Below are 12077 nucleotides of genomic sequence, written 5' to 3' on the forward strand. Positions count from 1 at the left end.
TAATGACGACCTCAAGGTAAGCGACATGAAAAAGACCATCTTAGCGACTCTTATTGCCATCACCTCTATGCAGACCATGGCAGCCGTTAAAGTGACCGACGAAAACTTCGCCCGCGCAGAAACTGATCTGTACTTCACTCAACAACTAGAGCGCCAACCAATCAATGTGTTTGACCACAACCGAGACAGCGTCACCGTTGATAATCAGATGATCATTCGCTCAAACACCGACTTGCTCTACTCGACAGCCGTGGTCGATGTGTCGAAAGGGGCCACTTTCCGTTTAGCGAAAGGTGATGCTTACCAAATCATGCATTTCTTCAACAACAATCACGACAACCATATGGCCATTTACGGTGGTGACGAGATCTATATTGATTCGAAAATTGCAGGCTCGGATTACATTTACATCCTAATGCGTACCGCTACGACAGCAGGCATGGAAGAGGCACATCGCTTACAAGATGCCGCCGTGATTGATGCAAAATCCGCAAAACCATTTAAGCCAGCGCAAGATTGGGACAGCGCCTCTCGCGACGCGGTGCGTGCTAAATGGGAGAAGCAAGTCAACACGATTAAGACAGAAGAAGCCTTCACTACTGGCATTACTGCAACGCCAGATAACAAGCAATTTATGATTGGTACCGCTGTGGGCTGGGCTGGCTTACCAGCAGAGTACGCGGTGTACTCTTCACGAGCTGGTACTGGCAAAGTTGAGTGTGCTGACATCACCTTCGACAAACCGTCACTAAGTTATGAAAAAGGCGGTTACTGGTCTATCACCGCATACTCAGGCAAAGGCTGGTTGATGACGGATAACAACAGCGCAGACTCAACCTCCGCTGTACCAAACAAAGATGGCTCTTACACCATTCACTTCGCACCGAAAGGCGAGACTTGTGGTGCCGCGAATAACGTGATTGAAGTGAACGATGCGGGCTGGAATTTCGCGCTGCGCGCTTATCGTCCAAGTGACAAAGCCAAAGCGATTGAGGAAATGCACAACTTCCCGAACGTGACGGCAAAGTAACGCAGAATAGGCTTAATCTCCTCAGACCAAGCCTCTGCAAACAAACCCCGAAGAATAAGCCTCTCAATGGAGAGGCTTATTGTTTTTCTTGGATGATGGCTTGGGAAGTGGTGATGATTTTTCGTTTGAGCCACTGATGCATCGGATGCATTCGCTTGTTGTGCGATTCCACCAGCACAATATTTTTTAGCTCATCTGGGGTGTGATTAGGGAAAGAAACATACTCAAACTCACCGCGCAGATAATGAGCAAGCTGTCGAGAGCAAGGCAAGATGATCTCACTCTGTTTAATCACATCGAGCAAGGTATGCAAATAGGAGCTTCGCGCTTTTACTTTCAATACTTCACTTGAAAGGTGCTTAGCAATAAAGGGCTGAGTATCATTCCAACCCGGCACCACTAAACTGGCGTATTCTGCTTGATTGATTTCAGCTTGAGACAAGGTCTTTCCTGCCAAAGGGTGGTTGATTTTCACTAACCCAACAAAATCATCTTCACCAATCACTTGGTGGGTAAATTGCTTATTGGTGTCGATTGGCGAGTAGTTGATGGCCGCTTGAATCTCGCCATCGAGCAACTTTTTGAGTGTTTGAGAACCCCAATTCACTATGTTTACTTGTGCGTTTGGTGCCTCTTCAATCACCGCGAGACACAAGCGTGCACCGAGCCAATTGGAGATAAAGCCATTAATCGCAATGGTAATGTTCCCTTGGTAGTTGGTAGGCTCAAACGTTGGCGAGTCAAGAATCACCTCATCCAAACTCTCGATGATCATCGGCAACTTGTCACCCAACTCAAGTGCACGAGGCGTTGGCTTTAAGCCAGAGTGAACACGAGTAAACAACTCATCATCAAAGTAATCACGCAGCCTTCCCAACGCTTTGCTGACTGCAGGTTGGCTCAATGCTAATTGGTCACCCGCAATACGCGTGTTCTTGGTTTCAAGTAACACCAGAAAGATGCGAAGTAAGTTGAGATCCAGTTGCTTCATCGTGATTCGTTCCCTAATACAACCCTGTTTAATATCGGCTATTCATTCCGAATCGGTGCGACATGTCATCGTCCATACGACCGCCTTTCCAACCACCCGAACCAAGTAGATTCAGTACATCTTGTGCGGTGTAATCACAACCATCAAAAAAGTCATTCGAGACATCGGCACGCAAGGAAGTAAGCTCAGCTCTAACGTCTGCGCTCAGTTCTTGAGGATCGGCATACAGAGCCAAAGCGATTTGTTGTTGGCGCTTGCTCAACTCGCTTGTGCTGCTTTGTACTTGTCCGATAGAGAAATACTCGCGACTTCCATAGCCCTTAATCAATCTGGCAGAAAGTAACTTAATAACCTTCTTGATTCGACGACGTTGAATGACTCTCAGCACATTAATTCCCTATTTCTCTTTTCAAAAAAGTATCTGTTATCAAAAGTCACGTTATATTTTGTGCATAACGTTATGATGCTTTAGAGTGTCACGGTTTAGTACAGTGTTCAATAAGCATGGAGCGCCAGTGTGAAAATCGACGATCTTAAACTCTTCATTAAAGTGGTCGAGCTAGGAAGCTTTACTGCCGCAGCAAACGCATTGGATCTGCCGCGCGCGAATGTGAGTCGACGAATTGGCGAATTAGAGCAATCTTTAGGTGCTCAGTTATTCCATCGCACCACACGCAGTTTATCACTCACCAATAATGGCGAAGCCTACTACGAGAACCTGCAAAAAGCGCTGACGATGCTCGACTCAGCGAACGAACAAGTCAGCAACGACACCAATGAAGTTCGCGGCCGCATCAAACTTGGGTTACTGCCAGAAACCGATGAACTGGTTCGCCCAATTCTGTTTAACTTCCACGATAAATACCCACACGTTGAGTTGGATATTCGCAACATCAACAATGGCTTTAGTGACATGTTCCAACAGGGCTTGGACATCGCTTTTCATGGTGGTGCTCTATTTGATTCCGACATCGTTGCCCGTAAGCTTTTGACACTCGACCGTTGTTTAGTCGCTTCTCCCAATTACCTTGAAACACACGGCATGCCAGAGAACTTAGAACAACTGAAGGAACACCAGTGTGTCTGTTTTCGTTGGCCAAATGGCGAGGTAGATAATGTATGGCACTTCCAAGAACAAAGTGTACAACTGCATCCGAAGCTCATTTCTAACAACATTGGCTTTATTAAGAACGCGACGATTTTAGATCGTGGAATCACCTTTATGCCCAAACTACTGGTGAAGCGTGAGTTGGAATCCGGCAGTTTGGTACAGCTATTGTCACAATATTCTGTTACTGAAGAATCGGGTTGGTTGCTTTACCCTCAGCCTAAGACATTGAGTCAGGCAAGCCGCCTACTTATTGACCACCTCATTAAAGAAATTCCAAAACTCGTTTAGCTGAATATATTGTCTCGTTTTTTGAGACAGTGAGTCTCATTGTTGAGTGATTATCTGAACACTGTACAATTGTATGATGGCACCAAAATTATGGAGCCATCGTATGAATCGTCTATTCAAAACTACTGCATTAGGTGCCGCAACATTGGCACTGTTTGGCTGTAATCAAAGCCAAAACACGTTCACCGAACCAGAGTCCCCTCGCCCAATTCAAGTTGTTGAAGTCACGGGTGAAAACACGGCATTGAACAAATCGTTTAGTGGCATTGTTCAAGCAAAAGAGACCGCCTCCCTTTCTTTTCGCGTTCCTGGCACGGTTGACCGCGTTTTGGTGAAGAAAGGCGATCATGTCGAGAAAGGACAGATCATTGCTACGCTTGATCCTCACGATTACCAAGTTTCTTTGGAAGAACTTCAAGCACGTATGCTGGAAGCGAAGTCTGCGCATAAACTGGCAAAGGCTGAGCTAAAACGCGTGAAACAAGCCACCGATGATGACGCGATTGCCAGTGTGAATTTGGATAGAGCCATCAGTGGTTATGAGCGTAGTTTGTCTGCCGTTAAAGTAATAGAGAAGAATATCCAACGCGCGGAAGATGCCTTGGCTTACACCACACTGCGTGCACCATTTTCTGGCAGCATTGGCGAGGTACGAATCGACGCATTCGAGCAGACACTGCCGGGCGTTAGCATCGCTACTCTTCAACAAGACGGTCAGTGGGAAGTGGATATCGATGTGCCTGAGAACATGATTCGTCAGTTTAATCTTGGGCAAACAGCGGCACTGTCTTGGTATGGTTCAGAGCAAACATATCGTGCGAACGTCGCTGAAATCGCGCCTAAAAAGCATCTCATCAAACAAACTTACCCTGTCACTCTAGCTATCGATTCAATTTCTAGCGAACTGTTCAATGGCAAAGCCGTTACGGTCACAACCTCATTTCAGCCCGATCAATCCAGTCATTGCTTCCCCTATTCTGCGATTTTAGGTGAAAAGAAATCGCTACACGTCAATGTCGTTCGTGACGCTATCGTGCACACCGAGCCAGTGAGTTTACAATCCATCGACTCGCATCAAGCTTGTGTCTCCGGCGCTTTCAGTCAAGGCGACTATGTGGTCATTAGCGGCACCCATTATCTGCAAGCTGGCGACAACACGCCGAACTTAACCATCAAAACGCTATAGGTTCGAATCATGATCAATTTAGCTGAATTCGCGATAAGACAGCGCACTTTTGTGTTGTTCTTTATCGCCTTGAGTGTGGTGGCAGGGCTGTATTCTTACTTCGATTTAGGCAAGTTGGAAGACCCAAGCTTCACGGTTAAAACCGCCGTCGTTGTCACCTTGTATCCGGGCGCCTCAGCACAAGAAGTGGAACAACAAGTCACTGATACCATTGAGACCAAGCTGCAAGAAATGGCCGAGTTGAATCGTCTGCGTTCATTGTCTCGTCCTGGGATGTCGATGGTATTTGTCGACTTGAAAGAGAGCCTCAATTCCAAAGCGCTTCCGCAACAATGGGATTTATTGCGCCGCAAAGTCGACGACGTGAAACTGCAACTGCCATCTACAGCGCAGATCAGCATTGTTCAAGATGAGTTCTCTGAAGTGTATGGCATGCTTTTCTCTATCCATAGCCAAGACGCCGCACCAGAAGAGTTGCGCCGTTATGCTGAAGAACTGCAACGCCAAATCAAAGCTGTAAAAGGCATCAAGAAGATTGAGCTACACGGCGTGCAACCACGAGTGGTTTACATTGATATGCCTGACGAACGTCTGGCTCAATATGGTTTGTCTGTCGCGCAGGTTTGGAACCAACTCAGCACACAGAACATGACCTTTGAGGCAGGTAAGTTCGATGCTGGCACCGAGCGCATTCGCATCACTCAAACCAGTGAATTTCAATCATTAGATGATATTAGCAACTTGGTCATCAAAGGCGGCGTGAGTGAACTAGGTACAGGCTTGATTCGCTTAGGTGACATCGCTGACGTATCCATGGGCTACCAAACACCAGCGCTAACAGAAAGTCGATTTAATGGTGAGCCTGCGGTGACGCTAGCGGTCAGCCCTGTTGAAGGCATTAATGTGGTCTCGCTCGGCGACACGATTCGCGACATCATCCAAAACTACCAACAAACACTGCCGCTTGGCGTTGATATTTCTACTGTGGCTTACCAACCTGAAGAAGTGCAAAAAGCGATTGATGACTTCGTCGGTAACCTGCTTGAAAGTGTCGGCATTGTGTTTGTGGTGCTGTTGGTCTTCATGGGCTTTAAGAGCGCGACAATTGTGGGCTCGAGCTTATTGCTGACTATCCTGCTCACACTGATCTACATGAATATTGCAGGTATTGATTTGCATCGAGTCTCGTTAGGTACCTTCATCCTTGCTTTAGGTATGTTGGTAGACAACGCCATCGTGATCACTGACATGATGATCGTAAAACTGGGCAAAGGCATCGAACGCACACGTGCTGCTGTTGATTCAGTTAAGGAAACCGCCGTCCCTCTTCTTGGCGCGACCGTCATTGCCATCATGGGTGCAAGTCCGGTTCTGTTCTCCAAAACCGACTCAGCCGAATTTGCGGGTTCAGTGTTCTACATAGTAGCGTCTTCGCTTCTTTTGTCTTGGTTGGTCGCGATGACCTTCACCGTACTGATGTGCTGGATGTTCATCAAACCAACACCTATCGATGAAGACGCAAAGCCAAGCCGTTACAAGCAGTTGGTGTTTTGGACGGTTGATAACCCAATGAAAGCGCTGACAGCATTGATTCCTCTGCTTTTGGTGACTGCTGTTGCTGTGCCTTACGTGGCGGTGAACTTTATCCCGCAATCGGATCGCCCTATCGTGTTCCTTGATTACTGGCTACCGAATGGCGCCAAGATCGAGCAAACCTCAGCAGACATGCGCAAAGTCGAACAATGGCTACTCAAGCAACCAGAAGTAGAAAGCATCTCTAGCTACATGGGCGCAAGTGCACCGCGCTTCTCGGTGACCGTAGAACCAGAGCCACTTGATCCTGCATACGGGCAGATATTGATTAACACCAAGGATTACGGAAGCATCAGCCAACTTGTTGAACGTGGTGACAAGTGGTTGCAAAACACTTTCCCAGACGCAGAACCTCGCTTTAGAGCGTTAAAACTGGCGACCTCAGACAAGTATGCGGTAGAAGCGCGCTTCTCTGGCCCTAATGAAGCGGTGTTGCACCAACTGGCGGATCAAGCGAAAGCGATTTTTGCCACGCATCCCGATGCCAAATACGTTCGTGATGACTGGCGTCAAGAAAGCAAGGTGCTCAAACCCATCATCAATCAAGACAAGATGCGCCAAGCTGGCATTAACCGTGCGGACATCGCTTTTGCTCTGAAACGCGCTTCTGATGGCATGCCATTAGGTCAGATGAACCTTAATGACGAGTTGATTCCAATTCAGCTGCGTGGCACTTCGCAAAATATGGCCTCACTAGAAACTCTGCCAGTACGTTCGCTGCTTGGCATGCACAGTGTGCCTCTCGGCCAAGTGGTCGATGGCTTTGAGCTAGTACCAGAAGAGAGCATGATCTGGCGCCGCAATCGCGTCAAAACCATCACAGCACAAGCAGGTGTTGAGCGTTCAACCACACCAGCAAGAGTACGCAACGCGGTGAAAGATAAAATCGAAGCGATTCCTCTGCCAGCCGGCTACAGCTTGGAATGGGGCGGCGAATACTACGATGAACACAAAGCGGTTACAGACATCTTTAAACAGCTGCCAAAAGCCATGCTGATCATGGTGATCATTCTGGTTGCAATGTTTAACGGCTTTAAGCAACCGATCATCATTCTAGCCACACTGCCTTTGGCGGCTACCGGTGCCACCTTTGCTCTGCTTGGTTTTGATAAACCATTCGGCTTTATGGCGTTGATTGGTGCCATCACCCTGACGGGCATGATCATTAAAAACGGCATTGTGTTGATGGACCAAATTGAGTTGGAACGTGCGAACGGCCGCCCATTATCGGATGCCATCAAAGAAGCCACCGTTAACCGTACCATGGCGATTTCGATGGGTGCACTAACAACCGCACTCGGCATGATCCCGCTGCTATCGGATCTCTTGTTCGACCAAATGGCAGCCACCATCATCGGCGGTCTGGCAGCGGCGACCGTGTTGTCACTGTTCATCATGCCGGCACTGTACCGCTTGGCATACAAAGAAAAATCACCAACAACGCAAACTGACGCTGAATTGAAGGAGGCGTAATCATGAGAAAGTTCGTTATCGCGCCACTAGTATTGGCAATAAGTTTATCCGGTTGCGCCGTTGGGCCAGACTATAAAACGCCAACCACCAGCATGGCAGAGACTTATTTGTATGCCGACCAAAATGGCGTCAGCCGCAGTGCTGAGAGAGAAGCATTTTGGTGGACAGAGTTTAACGACCCAACGTTGAACGATTTGGTGCTTGATATGCAAAGCCAAAACATCCCGCTTAAGGTCGCGGCAGAGCGCATCAAAATGGCAGACAGCTATAAGACCGTTGTCGAGTCATTCAAGGTGCCAACCATCAATGTTGGTGCTGGATATGTCAATTATCAGCTGAGTAAGAACGACTCGCTGCTTGGCCCTGCGCTGAACCCGATTGGTGATTCCGCCGCAGGCCTGCCACCACAAATTGGCAATACAACCTTGTTGGACAGCCAGCATGATGGTGTATTTGCCGGCGCAAGTATCGCTTGGGAATTGGATTTGTTCGGTCGCATTGATCGTCAATCCAATGCGGCGCAAATACGTGTTGAGCAAGCAGAAATCTATCAAAGCGGGCTGACGACTTTGCTTACTGCAGATTTAATTCATAACTACTTGCAGTATCAAGGGGCAAACGAGCGTCTCGACTTAGCTAAATCAAACCTTGAAGACCAAAGGAAAACCATGGACTTGGTCGAGAAAGTGGTTCGTAGCGGTTATGGCTCGGATCTCGACTTAGCGCAGGCCAAAGCGACGCTTGCTGCGATGGAGTCAATCATTCCTCAATTGGAAATCGCGCAGCAAGTACACAAACATCGTATCGCGGTACTACTTGGTGAGCCTTTATCAAAAGTCGAAGTGCGACTTGCAGAGACTCAAGGTGTACCTGCAATGCAAAATGTCGTGCCAATCGGATTGCCTTCAGACTTACTGCAGCGACGCCCTGATATCCGCTTAGCGGAGCGAGAAATGGCAGCCATCAATGAAGAACTTGCGGCAAGTATCGCCAATCAATATCCGAAGTTCTTCTTAACCGGCGCTCCGGGCGTGTCTGCTTCCAGCTTTGATGATCTGTTTATCAGTGATTCTTTCGGCTGGGTTGGCGCGGCTGGCATCAGTTGGAATGTATTTGATGGTGGTCGTGGCAATGCTTTAGAGGACATCAACCAAGCTCGTTTTGACGCAGCAACACTGACTTACCAACACGCCGTAGATTCGGCTTTTGCTGAAGTGGATTCCACCTTATTTGCCTATGGCAGAAGCCAAGAGAATCAGCGTCGTATTGATGATGCTCTGGTTGCGACAGATAAAGCCGTGGGGAAAGCCAAATCTCTCTACCGTGCTGGGTTGATTGACCACTTGTCGGTGCTGGATGCTCAACGCCAGCAACGCATGATGCAAGACCGACAAATCGCAGCCAAATTGCAAACGGCTCAGGTCACTGTCGCACTCTACAAATCACTGGGTGGCGACTGGGCATTAGAGCAATCTCCACAAAGTTAAACGGAATGAGTTAAGTAACGATTTTGGGGAGTGGGTTAGCTTCAACGGGGACCTCGAATCTAACCCCTCCTCTTTTTTATTGTGCATAAAGTCGCGCATTAGCTCGCATTTCCTATAGTTAAAAGGATTGAAATCAGAGAGTAAGGAAGGAACTCCCTCATGATGACATTAATCTTTTTGCTGTTATTGATTGCGATGCTCAGTGCATTTTTAGGTAAGAAAGCGGTGGGCTATGCCTTCTTTGCTTCCTCGGTGATCATTGGACTGTATTGGTTCAATCATCACGCCACCGACCCTCTTTCCATCTTGTTGTAAGGGGGATTGCACATGAATCGAAACTATCTGGCTTTACTTAATACCCTTGGTTTACTTGGCATGACAGCCGTTTTATTGATTGGCTTTGTTCTGCAATTTGTACTGAATGAGTTGCCTTGTCCTTTGTGTTTATTGCAGCGCATTGGCTTCATCATGATCATGTTCGGCTTCTTGTTGAACGTGGTGTATGGACCGCAGTCGCGACATTATGGTGTGGTCCTTATTGGCGCACTCTATGGCGTCGCTACGTCATTGAGACAAGTCTCTTTGCACGTGATTCCCGGTACGCCTGGATACGGTAGCCCTATCTTCGGGATGCACTATTACACTTGGGCGTTTGTGTTGTTTGTTGCCACCATTTTCGCGGTCGCCGTTATTCTGATGCTCACCATTAAAGAGGAATCTCCAGAACCATACGAAATGAGCAACCTAGGTCGCATCACATGTTTGCTGGCGATTTCTGTTGTGGCACTCAATGTGATTGGGACTTTTGCCGAATGTGGTCCTTATCAATGTCCAGACAATCCAGAAAGCTACTGGCTATTTAACTAACGAACCCTTAATCGAAGCAAGAGGAGTCATGCATAGGTACATGTGACCTTGTTATTACTCCTCTTTTCTATCGGTTCCGAAAATACGATTCTCAGCACAATCCGACTTAGTTCAAATTCGTTGGTATGCAATTGGATGTCATACAAACATGTCAGTATGTTTAGAGATAAACGTACCGATTAATTTTCTCATCATGTTTTAAAAAAACAGGAGTGGTTATGAACTTTGTCGACGGTGTATTACAAGTCGAATCTTTTCTCGCGGTAACCCTCGGGATCATCGTGTTGTTTTTAGGCAGACGCCTAACCCAAGCCAGCAGCTTCTTAAAAGAGTTCAGTATTCCTGAACCCGTTTCCGGCGGCATCTTGGTATCGGTGTTGTTCGCCGTTATCCATTACGTCACTCAAATCGATGTCCAATTTGATCTTGCTACCCGAGACTTGTTGTTGGTGTATTTCTTTACCACTATCGGCATCAACGCCAGCCTTCAAGATCTGTTCAAAGGTGGTAAGCCATTATTGATCCTGCTTTCGGTCACCATCGGTTACATGCTAATTCAGAACCTAACTGGGATTGGAATTGCGACCATGTTAGATCAACCAGAAGCGGTTGGCTTGCTGAGCGGCACGGTGTCTCTGATTGGTGGACACGGCACTGCGATTGCGTGGTCACCTCGAATCGCTGAAATATTCGATCTTGATACCGCGATGGAAATCGGCATCGCGAGCGCAACGTTTGGCTTAATTTTAGCAAGCTTGATGGGCGGACCGATTGCAAAATACCTAATCAACAAACACAACCTAAAGCCTGCAAAAGTAGAAGAAATGGACGTGGGTACTGCGCAAGATGAACCGCAACCGTCTATCAATGCTTATGACTTCTTAGATGCGATGTTAGCGATTCATGTTTGTATCATCTTGGGTGCAATTTTGAACGAAGGCGTGAGCAGCTTAGGGCTTGAGTTACCGTTGTTCGTGACCTGTTTGTTCGCCGGCATCTTGATTTCTAACCTTATTCCCGCCTCTTACCCTCGCCTTACAGGTACTCGTTGGCCAGCAAGAAAACCAGCGGTTGCGTTGATTGCGGATATGGCGTTGGGCGCGTTCTTAGCCATGTCACTGATGAGCATGCAGCTATGGGCTTTGGTCGATTTAGCAGGACCTATTTTTATCATTCTTGGCGCGCAGTTCTTTGTGGCTATTTGCATCGCCATATTCGTCGTTTTTCCTCTAATGGGAAAGAACTACGACGCTGCGGTTGTTTGCTCTGGTTTTGGGGGGATTTCTTTGGGTTCTACCCCAACCGCAATGGCGAACATGTCGGCCGTTGCACAAAAATACGGTAACTCTCACCAAGCCTTTATTATTGTGCCTTTGGTGTGTGCTTTCTTTATCGATTTGGCGAACGCGCTGATCATCCCTTACTTCATCCGGTGGATTGGCTAATTAAGATGCTAACCGGTTAAAAAGGGGTCACTTCGGTGGCCTCTTGATTTAATCGTGCAAATATTGCTACCACCTTGCCCCTCACTCAGTTGTATAATGCTTGTCTTGTAATATTTTGTTACGAACGTCGTAACCCTTGAGAAGACGCATGAACAGCAGCAGATGGGTTGGCTTAACAGTCGGCACACTTTTTTTAATTGGTACATTAATTCTATTTGGATCAACTGTGCATTCCGCGTGGTACAAGATCCCAGTAGAAGCCGTAAATGGTATCGCATTCACTCTATCCTTCGGATTGGGGTTGAATCATCTTGTTGCTTATATATCCGCTTTTTTCACACTCGCTGCGCTATTTTATCTTGGTTACGCGATGGGTTACCGTATCCATCAAAAACTCAAGTAGACACCTCATACTTTAGACTGAATTTAAATTCACTAGTAGGATGTAAGTACTAGTTTTACCTCACTAAATTTGCCGTTTACCCACTTTTTATGCGGACATATTGAGATCGGGGCATTTTCCCGAAAACCGTATAGTTTTATGCAACCCTGCCTCATAGAATAGTTTATAAAAACGGCAGTAGGTATCGAGCAACTTTATGAAAT

The 12077-nt window shown here is 47.2% G+C and carries 11 protein-coding genes; 9 read left to right on the top strand and 2 right to left on the bottom strand.

All coding sequences use genetic code 11. From position 1 onward, the window contains the following. Window positions 1-25: 25 nt before the first annotated feature. Window positions 26-1030: a DUF1214 domain-containing protein gene (locus L1076_RS15125; RefSeq protein ID WP_009706333.1), complete on the top strand. Its 1005-nt coding sequence runs from the start codon at window positions 26-28 to the stop codon at window positions 1028-1030. Between the two features lie 76 nt (window positions 1031-1106). Here L1076_RS15125 and L1076_RS15130 read toward each other — a convergent pair whose 3' ends face one another. Together L1076_RS15130 and L1076_RS15135 are read right to left on the bottom strand one after the other, a co-directional pair. Beyond that, entirely contained in the window at window positions 1107-2021 is a 915-nt protein-coding gene (locus L1076_RS15130) for a LysR family transcriptional regulator (protein ID WP_237303922.1), read from the bottom strand. Window positions 2022-2049: 28 nt separating this feature from the next. Beyond that, a complete protein-coding gene (locus L1076_RS15135; RefSeq protein WP_237303923.1) occupies window positions 2050-2409 on the bottom strand; it encodes a DUF6559 family protein in 360 nt (119 codons plus the stop codon). A gap of 129 nt (window positions 2410-2538) precedes the next feature. On the opposite strand from L1076_RS15135, the gene L1076_RS15140 reads away from it, so the two are divergent. From L1076_RS15140 to L1076_RS15175, 8 genes are all read left to right on the top strand, one after another. Next, the gene (locus L1076_RS15140) at window positions 2539-3420 is read left to right on the top strand and encodes a LysR family transcriptional regulator (protein WP_005441424.1); all 882 of its coding nucleotides are present in this window, start codon (window positions 2539-2541) and stop codon (window positions 3418-3420) included. Between the two features lie 103 nt (window positions 3421-3523). Beyond that, complete coding sequence (locus L1076_RS15145) at window positions 3524-4606, top strand: efflux RND transporter periplasmic adaptor subunit (protein ID WP_237303924.1); 1083 nt, start codon at window positions 3524-3526, stop codon at window positions 4604-4606. Between the two features lie 9 nt (window positions 4607-4615). Continuing rightward, a complete protein-coding gene (locus L1076_RS15150) occupies window positions 4616-7672 on the top strand; it encodes an efflux RND transporter permease subunit (protein WP_237303925.1) in 3057 nt (1018 codons plus the stop codon). A gap of 2 nt (window positions 7673-7674) precedes the next feature. After that, entirely contained in the window at window positions 7675-9159 is a 1485-nt protein-coding gene (locus tag L1076_RS15155; RefSeq protein ID WP_237303926.1) for an efflux transporter outer membrane subunit, read from the top strand. Between the two features lie 159 nt (window positions 9160-9318). Then, window positions 9319-9474 (top strand): DUF5993 family protein, encoded by a 156-nt coding sequence (locus L1076_RS15160; RefSeq protein ID WP_005429588.1) that lies wholly within the window; start codon window positions 9319-9321, stop codon window positions 9472-9474. Window positions 9475-9486: 12 nt separating this feature from the next. Further along, window positions 9487-10026: a disulfide bond formation protein B gene (locus L1076_RS15165; RefSeq protein WP_054755516.1), complete on the top strand. Its 540-nt coding sequence runs from the start codon at window positions 9487-9489 to the stop codon at window positions 10024-10026. A 218-nt stretch (window positions 10027-10244) separates the two neighbouring features. Continuing rightward, window positions 10245-11471, top strand: coding sequence for a sodium/glutamate symporter (gene gltS, locus L1076_RS15170; protein WP_038876636.1), 1227 nt, complete (start codon window positions 10245-10247; stop codon window positions 11469-11471). Between the two features lie 148 nt (window positions 11472-11619). Beyond that, the gene (locus L1076_RS15175; RefSeq protein WP_038865015.1) at window positions 11620-11874 is read left to right on the top strand and encodes a hypothetical protein; all 255 of its coding nucleotides are present in this window, start codon (window positions 11620-11622) and stop codon (window positions 11872-11874) included. The last annotated feature ends 203 nt before the right edge of the window (window positions 11875-12077 follow it).

The organism is Vibrio sp. MMG023, assembly GCF_021654215.1.
GTDB lineage: Bacteria > Pseudomonadota > Gammaproteobacteria > Enterobacterales > Vibrionaceae > Vibrio > Vibrio jasicida.

What these genes read in the sequence shown, in the direction of transcription:
- L1076_RS15175 (WP_038865015.1), top strand. Translation starts at nt 11,620, where the DNA reads ATGAACAGCAGCAGATGGGTTGGCTTAACAGTCGGCACACTTTTTTTA.
- L1076_RS15145 (WP_237303924.1), top strand. Translation starts at nt 3,524, where the DNA reads ATGAATCGTCTATTCAAAACTACTGCATTAGGTGCCGCAACATTGGCA.
- L1076_RS15130 (WP_237303922.1), bottom strand. Translation starts at nt 2,021, where the DNA reads ATGAAGCAACTGGATCTCAACTTACTTCGCATCTTTCTGGTGTTACTT.
- L1076_RS15165 (WP_054755516.1), top strand. Translation starts at nt 9,487, where the DNA reads ATGAATCGAAACTATCTGGCTTTACTTAATACCCTTGGTTTACTTGGC.
- L1076_RS15125 (WP_009706333.1), top strand. Translation starts at nt 26, where the DNA reads ATGAAAAAGACCATCTTAGCGACTCTTATTGCCATCACCTCTATGCAG.
- L1076_RS15155 (WP_237303926.1), top strand. Translation starts at nt 7,675, where the DNA reads ATGAGAAAGTTCGTTATCGCGCCACTAGTATTGGCAATAAGTTTATCC.
- L1076_RS15150 (WP_237303925.1), top strand. Translation starts at nt 4,616, where the DNA reads ATGATCAATTTAGCTGAATTCGCGATAAGACAGCGCACTTTTGTGTTG.
- L1076_RS15160 (WP_005429588.1), top strand. Translation starts at nt 9,319, where the DNA reads ATGATGACATTAATCTTTTTGCTGTTATTGATTGCGATGCTCAGTGCA.
- gltS (WP_038876636.1), top strand. Translation starts at nt 10,245, where the DNA reads ATGAACTTTGTCGACGGTGTATTACAAGTCGAATCTTTTCTCGCGGTA.